The following is a 16,063-nucleotide window of genomic DNA, read 5'->3' as shown; positions in this document are numbered from 1 at the left end:
GGCTAGGGGAGGGCCTGTCAAAAATCGCCGCGCACGAAACATGCCCTCCCCCGACCCCTCCCGCAAGCGGGAGGGTAGAATCAGCGCTATATCCCGAACAATTTCGCCAGCGACTTCTCCAGCATGAAAAACTGCCAGATCAACCGCCCATGGTCGCGCCGCCCCGACTGGTGCGCCGCCACAATCCGTTCGATCTCGGCCATGTCGAACCAGCCCGACCGCGCCAGCGTCGACGACGTCGCCAGCCCCCTCGCTTGCTCGACCAGCGCCCCGCGGAACCATTGCGACACCGGGGTCACAAACCCCATCTTCGGCCGATAGAGGATGTCGTGCGGCAGATAGCGTTCCATCGCCTGCTTCATGATCGCCTTGCCCGTCGATCCCTTGACGCGCATCGACGCGGGCAGGCTCGCGGCAAATTCGATCAGCCGGTAATCGAGCAGCGGCTCGCGCGCCTCCAGGCTCACCGCCATGCTCATCCGGTCGGTCTTGGTCAGGATGTCGCCGGGCAGCCAGATCATCAGGTCGGCATATTGCGCGCGGTCAAGCGGTTCGCGCGCCGGCGCGTCGACCATCGCCTTCCAGTAGCGCGCCTCGGCGACATGATCGCCCAGCGCATGATGCGCCGCATCGTTGAACAGCCGCGAGCGCTGCCCCACGCCGGTCACCCCGACCGCCTCGGCATAGCCCTCGGACCCGCTCTTCGACAGGCTCGCCAGCGTCGCGCGGGCGCGCAGCGGGCGCGGCGCCCAGTCCATTTGCGGCCACACCTTCGCCAGCGGCCCCAGCACCCCGCGGCGCAGGAAGCCGGGGATCAGCCCGCGCAGCCGTTCCTCCTGATGCTGGAACACCAGTCGGCGGTATCCCGCGAATGCCTCGTCCGCCCCATCGCCCGACAACGCCACCGTCACCTCTTCACGCGCGAGTTCGCACACGCGGTAGGTCGGCAGCGCGCTGGCGTCGGCAAAGGGTTCGTCGAAATGATCGGCGATCGTGTCGACCAACCCGAAGTCGCCCGACGACACGGTGCGGGTACGGTGATCGGTGGCGAAACGCTCGGCAATTTGCTGCGCATAGGCGGTCTCGTCGAGCGCCGCCTGATCGAAGCCGATGGTACAGGTCTTGACCGCCTTCGCAGTCGCCTCGGCCATCAGCGCGACGACTGCGCTGCTATCGACCCCGCCCGACAGGAAGGCGCCGAGCGGCACGTCAGCGACCATGCGGTCGGTCACCGCGGCGCGCATCAGATGAACCAGATGCTCGGCCGCCTCGCCTTCCGAAGCCCGGATGCGCTTCGAAAAATCGGGCGCCCACCAGCGCGTCGGCGCCGGCACCGGCTTGCCGCGTTCGAGCAGCAGATAGTGACCCGCGGCCAGCTTCTCGACCCCGGCGACGATACAATTGTCATCGGGGACATAACCGAAGGCCAGGAAATCCTCGATCGCGGTGAGGTTCGCTTCCTGTCTGAGCAACGGATTGCGCAGCAGACCTTTCAACTCCGACGCAAACGCCACCGATCCGTCCGACAGCCGCGCATAATGCAGCGGCTTCACCCCCAAGCGGTCGCGCGCCAAGAACAGGCAACCGCGCTGATGATCGTGGATCGCGAAAGCGAACATCCCGTTCAGCCGCGACAGGCAATCCGGCCCCCATTGCCGCCACGCCGCGATGATCACCTCGGTATCGCCGCTGGTGCGGAAGCGGTGGCCGCGATCCTCAAGCTCGGCGCGCAGCTCGCGAAAATTATAGATTTCTCCGTTGTAGGTGAGCGTCACCGCCTCATCGTCGCTCGCCATTGGCTGCGGGCTGCCCTCGATGTCGATGATCGACAGACGCAAATGGCCCAGCCCGACCCCCGCCGCGGTCCACTCGCCCGCTCCGTCGGGGCCGCGATGCTGCATCGGCGACAACATCGCGCGCAGCCGCGCCGGATCGACGGGCTTGGCCGTCTCCAGATGATAGATACCCGCGATCCCACACATGGCGCGGTCCCTAGCGGGTTTTCAAGGCGCGGTCAGCCATTGCCTTGGCTCCGCCCGACGCGGAAACGAAATCCTCTATCGCATCGCGCCCGCCGTACCGGTCTTCGCTCGACACGATCAGCGACAGCGCACGCGGATCGCCGCCGAGCAGCCGTGCTTTCAGCCCCGCGAGCTTCGCGCGGCGCGGATCGCCGGTCGCCGCGCCATCAACGACATACCAAGTCGCCGCGTCGCGCAGCACCGGGCCGGGGTGCAGCAAGCGTTCGGTTCGCGCGCCCTCAACCGCGGGCAGCGCCGCGCTCCACGCCCATTCGCTGTCGGGGTCGATCGCCCCCTGCCCGAACGCAACGACCTCGCGCCCTTCGGCCTGACGTTCATAACCACCAATCGCGATGGTCACCCGGCGCCCCTCGGCATCGACGAAATGCCGCAGCAGACGCTGATCGGCGCCGTCGAAGCGTGGCGTCCACGCCATGCCCTCGGCGCTCGCCACGCTCCATCCGCGCGGCGCCTCGACTGCCATTGTCGCGGGCAGCGGCGCGCTGCGCCCGCCGACCAGCCATGCCCAGCCAGCAAAGATCAGCGGGATGGCGAGCGCAGCGGGCAGCACCGCCTTCGCCGCACCGGCAAAGCGCGACGGGCCACCAAGCCCGCTCACATCGACCGCAACATCGTTCGCGGGCCGATCGAACCAGCGCCACGCCACCAGCATCACGATCGCAATCACCAGCCCGAAAAAGATCCAGCCATAGAAGATATGATCGATCCCGCCCGCCGCTTCGATCCCCCAGATTTCGGCCGCAACCATCGTGCCATAAGCGCGCAGCGCATTGGCAAGGATCGTTGCCGCCAAGGCAGCCAAGACGAAGACGATCCGCCGCGTCCAGCTTTTGAAACACATATGCGCCGCGAACACCGCATAGGCCATCATCGCGATCAGGAAATTGACCCCCGAACATTCCTCGGCGACCTCGAAAAATCCCGCGGGCGTGGTGATAAACACCCCTTCCATCTCGGCGGAAATGCCCGACAAATGGAGCAGGATGACGCTGATATGCGCGGTAAAGGTCTGGAGCAGCGGCACCAGTTCCTCGCCGAACGGCACCAGCAGCAGCGCATAGCCGAGCGGGAACAGCAGCCCTCGCACCAGCTTCTCGCCCAGCGCCGCGCCGACCGCGCCTTGCAGCATCAGCACCAGCCCGAGTTGCCTAAACAGCCCGACCCCCGCCGCCTCGCCGACCAGCCACACCAGTCCCGCCCCCGCCATCCAGACCAGCGCGGGCCACCAAAAGCTGGGGGTCAGCGGGCGCAGCAGGTCGATGCGCTGCGACACCAGCCAGCCGATCATCGGCACCATCAGCAGGCAATGGGTAAAGGTCGAGCTGTGCCACCAGATGCCCGCCATATCGGCGGCATCGCGCCAGAAGATCACGAGGACCGCCGCCGTGAGCAGTGCGAGCGCGCCCAGATGGCGTTGCCACAACGTCATGCGGGCAGCCCCAGCAGCTCACGCAGCGGCGCCAGTCGCGCATCCCAGCCATAGCGCGCAATCATCCGCGCCCGCGCCGCCTGCCCCATCGCGGCAGCAGCGGCGCGATCCTCGAATAGCGACCCCACCGTGGCGGCCATGCCGTCGGCATCGTCGGCGACGAGCAGGTGCTCTCCTGCTGTCGCATCGATCCCTTCGGCAGCCGCCGCACTCGCCACCACCGGCCGCGCCATCGCCATCGCCTCGAGCAATTTATTCTGCACCCCGCGCGCCAGCAGCAGCGGCGCGACCACCGCATCGGCGGCGGCAAGCCAGGGTCGCACATCCGGCACCTCGCCGGTCACGGTCACGCCCGGCAGCTTTGCAAGCGCGCGCACCTCGTCGCTCGGCGCCCGCCCGACGATTGCAAAACGCGAAGCCGGATGCTGCTGGCGGATCAGCGGAAGAATGTCGGCGGCGAACCAGCGCACCGCGTCGATATTGGGGCGATAGTCCATCTGGCCGGTGAACACCGCGAGCGGCCCTTCGCCGTTATCGACCGCGTCGAATGTCAGCGCCGGATCGAACCTGTCGGTGTCAATGCCATTTTCGACCGCGCGCACCTTGTCGGCGCCAAGCCCGCTGCGCGTCCGGAACAGCGCCGCCTCGGCCTCGCTGACAAACAGGCTGGCATCGACGCGCCGCGCGACCTTGGCTTCATAAGCACCCAGCACCCGCGCCTCGCGTTGATGCACCCAATGCAAAGGCTGACGCCGGTCCTGCTCGGCATAGGTCGCGAATTTGGCCGAATCGACATCGACAAAATCCATCAGCGCCGAGCCGTCAAAACTGGCGGGCAGGTATTGCGCCATCTGGCCCGAGAAGCCGACGATATGGGTGATGCTCCCACCGCGAACCAACGTATCGACATGGCGCGCAAGCGCGGCATTTTTGAACAGTCGGTTCGACACCGGCTCGCCGCGCAGCACCGCCTGCACAAGCGCCACCGGGCGCGACACATTGCGCACTTCGATCGCCAAACTCGTGCAAAGCGGTGCTATTTTTTCGCGCGCAATCGCGGCGTCCTGTTCATTATCGGCGAGTGCCGCAACATGCACCGGCGCCAGCTTGGCCAGCGCCTCGAACATATGCCAGCTGCGGATCCGGTCGCCGCGGTCGGGCGGCCACGGCGCGCGGTGCACGAGGAACAGGATTTCGGCCAAGTCGTGACTATCCCGTCATTGCGAGCCGCGGGCGAAGCAATCTCCAGCCATCGACCCTGCGCAAGATCCATGGCTGGCGATTGCCGCTTCGCCTGCGGCTCGCAATGACAAAATGGTATCGCCCACGCCCGATCACCCCAATCCGCGCGCGATCAGCGGCCCGATCCGGTTCGCCGCCCACAGCGGCAATTTCTTCCAAATGTCGACTTGAAACCGATATTTGGCGCTATTCGGATTGGTATCACGGGGCGTCTCGCCCGGCGCCAGCCAGCGCGCATAGACCAGTGGCTGCGGTTCGAACCCCCAGTTCTTTTTGTAGCTATACGGCCCGGTTCCAACCTTCGACCGCCCGAAATCGAAGCGCGTGCACCCCTTGCCCCGCGCATGGCGCATCAGCGCGAAATACATCAGCTCGTTCGCGCGCAGCCGCCGTGCATCAGCAATCCCGCCGCCCCAATAGGGCATCACCGTGCCGCGCCAATACAGGCTGAGCACGCTCGCAACCGGGCGCCCGTCCTGCCGCACAGTCAATATATCGGCATCGTCGCCGGACGCATCGAGCACCGCGTCGAACAGCGCCTTGGGAAACACCGGCGTCCCAAGGTTACGGACGCTGGTCGCATAGGTGCGATAATGGTCGCGCCGCTCCGCCGCATCGCGACCCGTCGTCACGGTCAAGCCGCTCTCCAGCACCTTGCGTACCTCGGCACGCTGCTTGCGCGGGATCGCCAGCAGTTCGGCATCGTCGTCGCTAGTGAGATCGCGCGCAAAGCCTGCGTAAACGCCTGCTTCTTCCCGCCAACCATCACCTTCGGGTCGCGGCCCGCCGCGCAGTTCGACCGACGCGACGCCAAGCGATTTCGCCATCGCCGCAGCACCCTCGGCCAACGTAGCCGCCACCGCCGGATCATCAGCCAGGATGCCGCCATCGACCGCAAACCCGCTGCCGACCAGCGCCTGCCCGAACAGCGGCGAGCGGACATGGTGGAGCGGTAACAGCCCCGTCAGCGCCCCGCCCGCATCGCGTGCGGTCACCAGATGGCAGACGTGCCCCGTCGCCTTGGTGATCGCCTCGCACCAGGCGCGGCTGTGAAAGGGCGTCGCCTGCGGATGTGCGGCGACATAGGCGTCCCACGCCGCCGCATCGGACAACGGCGCGCCGGAAAAACCATCCTTCACCGGACGGATCGGCGCATTCACGCCGCGGCGCGCCACGGCTCGGCGCGCTGCTGTTGCGCCGGGAGCAACGCGTCAGCGCGCGTCCATTCGAAATCGGCGAGCAACTTCTTCAACTTGCCAGCCATGGCCGCCAAGCCGCTGTAATGACGGATTTTCGATTTCAACGGTGCGTCGGCAACGCGCGGCTGGCCGGGGTCGATTTCCCATGGGTGGAAATAGAGGATGGCCGGATGCCCCTCGGCGTTCATCCGCGCGATCGCCCAGCGCGTGAAGCCATAGGGCAGCATCCGCATGAAGCCGCCGCCGCCTGCTGCGAGGGTGCGCCCGGCATAGCGCGCCGTCGTCACCGGCCATTCGACCAGCTCGCTATCGGGCAGCGGCCGCCACGCATGGCGCGGGCTTTGCGGCCAGCCATAATGGTCGTGGACGACCGGCGCGACGCTGCTCGAATAGGCATAGCCCTGTTCGGCCAGCACTTGGTGCGCCCATGGCGTGCGCGTATCGACCGAGAAGCTCGGCGCGCGATAACCGCGCACGGCGACGCCGCCGAGATCCTCAAGGATGGCCTGCGTCTGCTTGAGGTCGGCGGCAAATTCATCGGCGGTCATGTTGAACACGCGTTTATGGTCATATCCATGGCTCGCCAGCTCATGCCCCGCGCCGACGATCCGCTTGATCAGCGCCGGATAGCGCTCGGCGACCCAGCCCAGCGTGAAGAACGTCCCCTTCGCCCCCGCATCGGCGAAAATCTGCAGCACCGCGTCGCAATTCGCCTCGACCCGGCACTCGAGCGTCGGCCAGTCGGCGCGGTCGATCGTGCGCTCAAAGGCGCCGACCTGGAACCAGTCCTCGACATCGACCGACAGGCCGTTCTGCATCATTTTTCACCTTCATCGACCGGATAGCCGATTTCGCGGCGGCTGTCAGGCTGCCCAGGTCCGCGACGTCGCCGGATTGGGCGCATTTTCGGGATCGCGCTCGACCCATTCGATCAGCAGGTCGAGCACGCGGCGCAGCGCGGCATCCTGTTCGACCAGCCGCGCCTCGAGCGACGCAATCTGGGCTTCGAGCGCCGCCAGCTGTTCGGGATCGATCGCGGGTGCCGCCGGAGCGCCGCCATCCGCCGCGGCCATGCGCGCCAGAACTTCGTCGGCGCTCGGGTCGGGCGGAGTCAGCATGGCCGCCTGCTCAGGCTCCGCAAAGGGCGGACGCCCGTCGGCAGCGCGCTGCGGCCATTCGAGCGCGGTTTCGTTCGCTGCCGTCGGTGCCGCAAAGGGCGCCGGGGTCGGCGCAACCGCAGCGGCAGCCGCCGCGACGACTTCCTCGACCGGCAGCGGCGCCAGCGTCGACGCGTCGATGCCGCGGTCGGCCTCGATCTCCGCCACCACCGAGCGCACATTTTGCGCCGTGATCCGCGTCATCTGCTCGACCGCGCCGTACAGCAGCAAACGACTGACCAGCACGTTCAGCTTGCGCGGCACGCCCTCGCTATAATCGAAAATTTCCTCGAACGCGTCGGGGCTGAAGCTCGGGTTGCCGGTCCAGCCGACCTTGCCCAGCCGGTGGAGGATATAAGGCTCGACCTCCTCGGGCTCCATCGGGTCAAGGTGATGCGTCGCGATCACCCGCTGGCGCAATTGTTCCAGCGTCGGCGAATGGAACAGGGTCTGGCGAAACTCGGGCTGACCGAGCAGGAAGATCTGCAGCAGCGAATGGCCACCGAGCTGGAAGTTCGACAGCATCCGCAATTCTTCAAGCGCCGAGATCGCAAGATTCTGCCCCTCGTCGACGATCAGCAACGTGCGTTTCCCCGCGCGCGCCTGTTCGCGCAGATATTGCTCCATCGACCGCAGCAACTCGGCCTTGCTTTCGCCTTCCCATTCGATCCCGAACTGTTCGGCAACCAGGCGAAGCAGATCGTCGCCCTCGACCTGCGTCGACACCAGCTTGACGGCGGTCAGGCGATTGGGGTCGATGGTGTTCATCAGATGGCCGACCAGCGTCGTCTTGCCCGCGCCGACGTCGCCGGTGATGACGATAAAGCCCTCGCCCTGCGCGAGTCCGTAGCCGAGGTAGGACATCGCCTTGCGGTGGGTGCCGCTTTCGAAATAGAAGTGCGGGTCTGGCGTCAGCTGGAACGGACGCCCGGTGAAACCATAGAACTGATCGTACATCGTCAAAATTCCCGTTTGCCTGGTCAGAAGTTGTAACGCAGTCCCACCAAAGCTGAACCAATAAGCTGGCTGTTGAAGCCGTCCTGATCAAAGGCGTTGAGGCTGGCCGCCGCGGTCCCGGTCAGACCGCGCCAGAAGCGCCGCGAATAGGCCGCCGACAGCCCCGCCGACTGGACGTCGCTCGCCCCCGGCGCGCCGTTGTCGAAATAGTTGAGATAACCCGTCAGGCTGATGTCCGAATCGACGTCGAGCTGGCGTCCTGCCGACAGGAAGAGATAATAATTCTCGTCCTTGATCCCGTTCAGGTTGGCGATTGGCGACAGCAGCGGCGCCAGCAACTTGCGCTGGTCATATCCGATGCCGACGCCATAGCTCCACCCGGCATAGCGCGACCCAATCGTCGCCTGCACGCCGCGGCTGCGATATTGCGCCGAGGTCGCGTTGCCGAGCTGGTTGTTCAGGCATCCGCCGCCCTCCTGCCCAAACACGCACGGATTGATCGTCCCGCCGATCGGGTTGCGCGTCGGATCGAACTGGGTCGGCAGCGCCGCCAGCCCGCCCGACAGGCCACGGCCCAGGCTCGACAGCCCGTCGTACACGCCGACCTGGATCGTCGTCGCATGATCGGCACGATAGGAAAAGCTGCCGGTATAGATGGTGTCGCCATAACGGCGCCCGACCCGCGCGGTCGCCGACGTGCGGCGGCTCGGCTGCCACATCACCCCGGCGTCCCAGATCAGCCCGTCGGTATCGAACGACAGCTGGCGCGGGGTCGATTTATCGGTGATGAAACGGCCGTTGGCATCGCGCACGGGCACGCCGTTTACGTCGAGCACCGGATCGCGCTGGCCAATCTCGATGTCTTCGTAACCCACGCCGCCCAGCAGCGCGACGGTCGGACCGATCGGCATCGTCACATCGGCGCGGGCATATTTGCCATCGAACCTTTGGTCGAGCTGGCTCGCATCTTCGCGTTCGTAGCCGCCCGACAACTGCCAGCCGAACGGCAGGTCGCCGGGCCGCGCGCCGACGCTGGCCCACGCGACATGGTTGGTCGAGCTGTCGAAAATATCCTGCGGCTGTGACCCCGGCGACAGGAGCGCGGGCTCATCGACATCGACCTTGGTATAGCCGAAGCGATAGCCGGCCCCGACGTCGAGCCCGCCGATGCGGCGCGCAAAGGTCGGCCCTGCATAGACGGAGTAGAGGTTCGCGACATTGCTCGCGTTACCGATGAACAATCCGCTATCGGCGCCCTGCCCGTCGGCGCGGGTTCGGGTGGCAAGTGCGCCGCCCTCCAGGTTCAATCCGCGCGCCGCCTCGATCCGGCCGCGAGCCAGCCCGCTGATCGTATCGGAATCGCCCAGCCCGCCGTTCCATCCAAAGCGATGTTCATAGCGCAGCGTCGCGGCCAGTTCGGCGCGCGTCGTCACGATCGTAGCATCCACCCCGACCGCAACATTGGTATAGGTCAGGACGTCGCCGCCATTCTTCAGATCGGCGGTCAGCACCTGCCCGACCTCCAGATAGGGGCTGACATCGACCTGCCGCTGGGCGCGGCGGCCTTCGGCGCGCTTCGCCGCGCGGCCCGGTTCTGCCGCCGGAGCGCTCGTCGGCGCGTCGCTGGCGCCCGAAGCGGGATCGCCCGAAAATTGCGCCTGCGCACCCGTTGCGGTTCCCGCCAGCAGCAGCGCCGCAAGCGCTCCTGCGTGGCGCAAAGTGGTGGTGGTGCGCATCACGCGCCTCCTTGTCCGTAATAGGTGCCGAAGCGGCGGCCACCCGGCGAAAATTTCACCCCGTTGAGCAGCAGCTGGATATGCGGACACGCGCCCATCAGGCCGATCGCGTCGCGCAGCGCGGATTCCAAAGTTTCGTCGGCGCGCACGACCATGATCGTCTGGCCGACATGCCCCGCGAGCACCGCGGCGGGCGATGCCGCCAGCACCGGCGGCGAATCGATGATCAGGATGCGCCCGGGGACGCCCTGTTCGAGCTGCGCCAGCAACGCATCGGTGCGCGCCGAGGCGAGCAATTCGGTGTCGTGCATATGTCCAGTCCCCGCGGGCATGACTTTCAGCCCCGGAATGTCGGTCTGGATCAGACAGTCGCCCAGCGGCAGATGCGCATCGGCCAGCGCGTCCATCAGCCCCGGGCCATCCTCCAGCCCCAAGGCTTCGAGCACGCTGGGTTTGGCGATGTCGGCGTCGATCAGCAGCACGTCATGGTCGGCCTCGACCGCCAGGCTGAGCGCCAAATTGACCGCGGAGAAGGTCTTGCCCTCACCCGGATTGGCCGAAGCGATCAGCACGCGGTGGCCGCGCGGCAGGATCGGGCGATTGCCGACGCCGCCGAAATTGCGGATCAGCTCGCGCTTCACGATGCGATATTCTTCGGAAATTCCGGTGACCGGCGTGCCCGGTACGATCATCCCGCGCGACGCAAGCCGTTCGCGGTTGATCGTCCCCTGCCGCGTCGGCACGATCGCGGGGGCTGCCTTGGCAAGCTCCTTGCGCGGCGAAGGCTTGGGCGTCGGGGCCGTTTCGACCGTCGGCGCGGCCTCGACGACGGGTTCGACGCTCTCGGGCGGCAGCACTTCGGCGACGGGTTCTGCCTTGACCGTCTTCGCCTTTTTCGGCGCTTCGGGCGGCAGGCTCGACACATCGATCGTCGGCGCATTGGCGGCGGGATCGAGCCCGAACATATCGGCGGCGCGTTCGAGCAGCGAGGGCGGGCGCTTGACTTTGCGTTGGTCGTTCATGTCATCGTCCCCGGTCACGCAACCATGCCGCGCTGGATGAATTCGGCGACCAGCAGCAGGGCGTAGAGCCCGACCAGCGCGCCACTTCCGCTCGCCAGCCACACCAGCTTCTTGCGCCGTTCGACATGACGTTCGGGGGTCACCACTTCGGTGATCGATCCGATCACCGGCAGGCCGCTGGCGCGTTCCAGCTTCGCCGCGGTGGCATAGCTGGCGCGGACCTGACCCAGCCCGAACGCCGCACCAATGCCGCCGCCAATCCCAGCGAGCAGAACGATGGTCAGGAACAGCGGCCGGTTGGGCGCTGCCGGACTGGTGGGTTTCGTCGGCGGATCAAGCAGTTCGATCTTGATCGCATCGGTTTCGGTCTGCACGTCGCCGCGCATCCGCACCTGCTCGCGCTGGCCCAGCAATTTGTCATATTGCGCCTTGAACGCGGTATATTCGCCGTTGATCCGGTCATATTCGGCGGCGATGCCGGGGTTCTGGATCTGCTGCGACGTGATCCGCGCGATGTCGCCGGTCAGCTGCGCCTTGCGCGCATTGAGCGCGCTCACCGTCGCCTGCCGCTCGGCGCGCATCGCGGCGAGCGAGGCATAGGCCGGGTTCTGCGAATTGCCGCCGCCACCGCCGCCCGCGCCTTCGCGGTCCGCCATGGCTTTCAGCGAAGCGATCTGGCTTTTGAGCGCAATGACGTCGGGATGCGCATCGGTCAGCCCGCGCGAACGCATCGACGACAGTTCATTCTGCGCCCCGGCCAACTGCTGCCGTGCGACACCGCCGCCGACGCTGCCCATGCCGGGCACGTTGATCGTCGCGGGGGTCGAGGCAAGCTGACCGTTCGCCGCTGCCAGCTGCGCCTGCGCTGCCACCAGCTGCGAATCGATCTGGCCGAGTTCGGCGCGTGCCGCTTCGACACGCTGTGCGGGTGATCCGGCACCGCCGGGGATCAGCCCGATATTCTGTGCCTCGAACGCCGCCCGCCGCGCTTCGACTTCGCGCAGCGCCTTTTCGCGATCGGCAATCTGTGCATCGAGGAATTTCAGTCCTTCGCGCGCGTTCATCCGCCCGCCGCGCAGCTGATCGTCGCGGAACACGGTGATCAGGCTATCGAGCACCCCCGATGCCAGCTTGGCGTTGTCGGCGTCGGACAGGCTGCCGACCCCGATGCTCGAAGTGATTTCAAAGATATTGTCTTGCTGCGGGATCACCTTGATATTCTTTTGCAGCATCGCGACCGCGCTGGCTTTTTCGCGCTCGCCCGCACCTGCGGGCAGCAAGCCCGTGGTAGCCGCGACCTTTTCCAGGTTGCGCGCGCTGGTCAGCGTTTCGCGGATCTGGTCGATCCGCTGGCGCCCACCGAATGTGCCGCCCTGCGGATCGTCGGGCAGGATTTCGTTGATGTCGACGAGCAGCCGGGCGCGGGAATCATAACGGTTGGGGATCGACGCGATTGCCAGCCAGCCGAGGATGCAAATCCCCCACGCCACCGCCAGCACGAGCCACCGGCGCGTCCAGACGCTGTGCAGCGCCACCCGGAATTCGTCGTAAAGGCTGTTCATCGGTTGCGATCAATCCTTGGGAGATGGGTCGGTTGGTGCGGGCGGTCTGGGTCAGAACATGCTTTCGGGGATGATGATGACATCGCCGGGCTGCAACCGCACATTGGCCTTGATATCGCCGCGCTTGATCAGGTCGTTCAGCCGCAGCCCAAACTCCTGCTGCTTGCCGCTGCCCTTGTCGAAACGGACGAGTCGTGCCTTGTTTCCAGCGGCATATTCGCCGAGGCCGCCGACTGCAATCATTGCATCGAGCACGGTCATGTTGGCGCGGAACGGAATCGAGGCGGGTTTTTCGGTCGCGCCGACGACGCGCACCTGCTGCGAAAAGGTGCTGTTGAAGGTGGTGACGATCACACTGACGATCGGGTCGGTGATATATTGGCTCAGCTGGAGCTTGATGTCCTGCTGCAACATCGTCGGCGTCTTGCCGACCGCGGGCATGTCAGTGATCAGCGGCGTCGTGATCCGTCCGTCGGGGCGCACCTGCACCTTGCCGCCAAGCTCGGGGTTGCGCCACACGAAGATCTGCAGCTCGTCGAGCGGGCCGATGATATATTCCTCGCCCGGACCCTCTTGATTCTGCACGAAATTCGCGCTGGGCAGCTGCGGCGCGCTGCTGCCGCCGCTTGCGCAGCCGGAGAGCGCCGTCGCCGCGATACCGGAGACGAGCGCGGCGCGGGCGACGCGAAGCGAGGGGAACGAAGCCATAATCAATCAACCTTTCGTGCCGCGGGCCGCCGCCGCGGTCCAAATCCCCGCGACAACCGTCATTGCGTCAGCGTCCGCTCTTGCGCGAAAAGGGTGAACATAATGTTAGTATTGCGATAAGTGCGACTAGCACATCGGAAGAACTGTCCCGTTAAGGAACAAGTTTTGACCGATCAGATGAGCATTTCGCGCGCCGGACCCTGCCCCAGAAACGCTGCCGGGCTCGCGCTGGCCCCATAAGCCCCTGCCTGAAAGATCGCGATCAGGTCGCCGACATCGGCGCGCGGCAGCCCGACCTGGTCGCCCAACCGGTCGAGCGGCGTGCACAGGCAGCCGACGACCGAGACGGTCTCGGTCGGCTCGCGGCCAAAGGCGTTCGCGACTGCGATCGGATAATTGCGGCGGATCACCGTCCCGAAATTGCCGCTCGCCGCGAGCTGGTGATGCAGTCCGCCGTCGGTGACCAGAAAGGTCTCGCCATGGCTGGTCTTGCGGTCGACAACACGGGTCAGATAGACCCCCGCCTCAGCCACCAGCCAGCGCCCCAGCTCCATCGCAAAGCGACTCTCCGCCAGCACCGCGGGCCGCGCCGCGAGCGTCTCGCCCAGCGCCGACCCGACCGCCGCCGCATCGACCGCGTTGTCACCCGGAAAATAGGGTACGCCCATGCCGCCCCCCAGATTGATCAGCGGCGGCGTCGCCCCGATCTCCTGCGCCAGCCGCGCCGCCAGCGCGACCGTCTGCGACTGCGTATCGGCAATCGCCGCGGCATCAAGTGCCTGCGATCCCGCGAAAATATGGAAACCCTGCCAGTCGGCCCCCGCCGCGATCAGCCGCCGCACCAGCGCCGGAACCTCGGCTGCGTCGACCCCGAACGGCTTGGCGCCGCCGCCCATCTTCATCCCCGATCCTTTGAGGTCGAAGTCGGGATTGACCCGCACCGCCAGCCGCGGCGTCACCCCGATCCGCGCCGCGATCGACAGCGCCCGCGCCGCCTCGCCCGTCGATTCCAGATTGAGCGTTGCCCCCGCAACAATCGCCGCCTCCAGCTCGCGATCGCGCTTGCCGGGTCCGGCAAAGCTGATGTGCGCCGCCGCCATCCCGCTGTCGATCGCGGTTTTCAGCTCGCCGCCCGACGCGACGTCGAACCCGTCCACCAGCGGCGCGATATAGGCGAGCAGCGGCGGATAGGGGTTCGCCTTCATCGCAAAATGGAGATGCACCTCGTTGGGCATCGCGGCGCGCCATTGCGCCACCCGCGCACTCAGCATCGCGCTGTCATAGACAAACAGCGGCGTATCGCCCGCCATATCGGCGAGCGTATCAGCCCGGTCGCCGCCGATCAGTAGCATGCCGTCTTCGTCGGCGGTGTAACCCGGCGGAATGGGTCCGTGCGGCTTCATGCCGCCACCTTCGGCGCCCAATCGGCGGCAATCGCCACCCGATCGAGCTTGCCATTTGGATTGCGCGGCAGGCCATCTCGCCATTCGATCACCTGCGGCTGCATAAAATTGGGCAGATTCTGCCGCAGATAGGTGCTCAGCCCCGCCTCGTCGGCAACCCCGCCCTTGCCGCGCACGATCAGCACAATCGCCGCGCCCAACCGCGCATCGGGTACGCCGAACGCGACCGCTTCATAAATCAGCCCCGACGCGACCGCGACATCCTCGACCTCGGTCGGGCTGACGCGGTTGCCCGCGGTCTTGATCATCGCATCGTCACGCCCGACAAAATAGAGCAGGCCATTGGCGTCGCGGCGCACCGTATCGCCCGACCACACTGCCATCCCGCCATAGCGCGACACGCGCGGCACCGGCCGAAACCGTTCCGCGGTGCGCTCCGCATCCTGCCAATAGCCCTTGGCAACCAGCGGCCCGCAATGCACCAGCTCGCCCGGCTCCTCGTCGGCGGTGATCGTCCCGTCGGGTCGGCACACCAATATCTCGGCATGCGGGATCGCGCGGCCCATCGAGGTCGGATGATCGGCAACAAATTTCGGTTCGAGATAGGTCGAACGAAACGCCTCGGTCAGCCCGTACATCGGGGTGATGTCGGCGTTCGGAAAGGTCGCGCGCATCGCGTCGATCAGCGACGGCGTCAGCGCCCCGCCGCTGTTGGTCAGCCGCCGCAAATGCGCCGCCGCCTCGGCAGGCCAATCGCTCTCGACCAATTGCACCCACAAAGGCGGCACCCCCGCCAGCGTCGTAGCCCGGTGCCGCGCCACCGCCTTCACGACGTCGCGCGGGGTCAGATAATCGAGCGGTGCCACCGCCGCGCCCGCATACCAGCTCGAAAACAGCTGGTTCTGCCCATAATCGAAACTTAGCGGCAGCACCGCGAGCACCCGGTCATCGGGCGTCAACGTTAGATAGGACGCGACACTCTCCGCCCCCAGCCATAAATTGGCGTGGCTCAGCATCACGCCCTTCGGTCGCCCGGTCGATCCGCTGGTGTAAAGGATCGCCGCGAGATCGTCGGGTTCGGCTGACGACGGCGCCAGCCCGTCCCCGTCCGAATCGATCACCGCCTCGGCGACCGTCAAATCCTGCACCGCGCAATCATCGGGCCGCCCGTCGCCCAGCATCTCCGCGCGCGCGCCGTTGGTGAGCAGCAGCTTCGCCCCACTGTCGGCCAGAATATGCGCGACCTGCGGCGCTTTCAGCAACGGATTGACCGGCACATGGATCAGCCCTGCCCGCGCCGCCGCCAGCGGCATCAGGCACGCTGCCCGCGTCTTCGCGCTCCAGCTCGCCACCCGCTCGCCCGGCCCACCCGCTTGGTCCAGCAACCACGCCGCGAGCCGCCCCACCCCGGCATCCAATTCGGCAAAGGTCATGACGCCATCGCCGATCAACAGCGCAGCCGCCCCCGGCGCGCCGCGCAGGGCGAGATGGTCGATCGGCCTGGAAGATGGGTTTTCGGCTTTGGTCATCGGCTGTTAGGAGTGAAGTGATAGAGGGCGACACCATGCAAGGGAACGGTGAACATCACGCTAATGATGAGCGGTTG

Annotated in this window: 12 protein-coding genes; all 12 read right to left on the bottom strand. The window is 66.4% G+C overall.

Features of this window, described 5'->3' with window-relative positions:
* Window positions 1-86: 86 nt before the first annotated feature.
* Window positions 87-1,982 (bottom strand): XrtA/PEP-CTERM system amidotransferase, encoded by a 1,896-nt coding sequence (locus tag VGN68_RS02450; protein ID WP_327473595.1) that lies wholly within the window; start codon window positions 1,980-1,982, stop codon window positions 87-89.
* Between the two features lie 10 nt (window positions 1,983-1,992).
* On the bottom strand, window positions 1,993-3,471 hold the full coding sequence (gene xrtA / locus VGN68_RS02445) for an exosortase A (RefSeq protein ID WP_327473593.1): 1,479 nt from the start codon (window positions 3,469-3,471) through the stop codon (window positions 1,993-1,995).
* The gene (locus VGN68_RS02440; protein WP_327473591.1) at window positions 3,468-4,673 is read right to left on the bottom strand and encodes a TIGR03087 family PEP-CTERM/XrtA system glycosyltransferase; all 1,206 of its coding nucleotides are present in this window, start codon (window positions 4,671-4,673) and stop codon (window positions 3,468-3,470) included. Before VGN68_RS02440 ends, xrtA begins: the two co-directional genes overlap by 4 nt.
* Window positions 4,674-4,805: 132 nt before the next feature.
* Window positions 4,806-5,888 (bottom strand): FemAB family XrtA/PEP-CTERM system-associated protein, encoded by a 1,083-nt coding sequence (locus tag VGN68_RS02435; RefSeq protein ID WP_414712998.1) that lies wholly within the window; start codon window positions 5,886-5,888, stop codon window positions 4,806-4,808.
* Complete coding sequence (locus VGN68_RS02430; protein WP_327473589.1) at window positions 5,870-6,733, bottom strand: XrtA system polysaccharide deacetylase; 864 nt, start codon at window positions 6,731-6,733, stop codon at window positions 5,870-5,872. The genes VGN68_RS02435 and VGN68_RS02430 overlap by 19 nt, the downstream gene beginning before the upstream one ends.
* Before the next feature lie 42 nt (window positions 6,734-6,775).
* Window positions 6,776-8,026, bottom strand: coding sequence for an XrtA/PEP-CTERM system-associated ATPase (locus tag VGN68_RS02425; protein WP_327473587.1), 1,251 nt, complete (start codon window positions 8,024-8,026; stop codon window positions 6,776-6,778).
* 23 nt (window positions 8,027-8,049) lie between these two features.
* Complete coding sequence (locus tag VGN68_RS02420; RefSeq protein WP_327473585.1) at window positions 8,050-9,762, bottom strand: hypothetical protein; 1,713 nt, start codon at window positions 9,760-9,762, stop codon at window positions 8,050-8,052.
* Window positions 9,762-10,784, bottom strand: coding sequence for a P-loop NTPase (locus VGN68_RS02415; RefSeq protein ID WP_327473583.1), 1,023 nt, complete (start codon window positions 10,782-10,784; stop codon window positions 9,762-9,764). Before VGN68_RS02415 ends, VGN68_RS02420 begins: the two co-directional genes overlap by 1 nt.
* A gap of 14 nt (window positions 10,785-10,798) precedes the next feature.
* A complete protein-coding gene (locus VGN68_RS02410; protein WP_327473581.1) occupies window positions 10,799-12,346 on the bottom strand; it encodes an XrtA system polysaccharide chain length determinant in 1,548 nt (515 codons plus the stop codon).
* Window positions 12,347-12,397: 51 nt separating this feature from the next.
* Window positions 12,398-13,054, bottom strand: coding sequence for an XrtA/PEP-CTERM system exopolysaccharide export protein (locus VGN68_RS02405; RefSeq protein WP_088439355.1), 657 nt, complete (start codon window positions 13,052-13,054; stop codon window positions 12,398-12,400).
* 173 nt (window positions 13,055-13,227) lie between these two features.
* Window positions 13,228-14,457, bottom strand: coding sequence for a pyridoxal-dependent decarboxylase, exosortase A system-associated (locus VGN68_RS02400; protein ID WP_327473575.1), 1,230 nt, complete (start codon window positions 14,455-14,457; stop codon window positions 13,228-13,230).
* Complete coding sequence (locus tag VGN68_RS02395; RefSeq protein ID WP_327473573.1) at window positions 14,454-15,986, bottom strand: acyl-CoA ligase (AMP-forming), exosortase A system-associated; 1,533 nt, start codon at window positions 15,984-15,986, stop codon at window positions 14,454-14,456. Before VGN68_RS02395 ends, VGN68_RS02400 begins: the two co-directional genes overlap by 4 nt.
* Between the last annotated feature and the right edge of the window lie 77 nt (window positions 15,987-16,063).

It is taken from the genome of Sphingopyxis sp. (assembly GCF_035998965.1).
GTDB lineage: Bacteria > Pseudomonadota > Alphaproteobacteria > Sphingomonadales > Sphingomonadaceae > Sphingopyxis.
The sequence above is the reverse complement of the archived record's forward strand: the minus strand, read 5'-3'. Positions and strand labels throughout refer to the sequence as shown.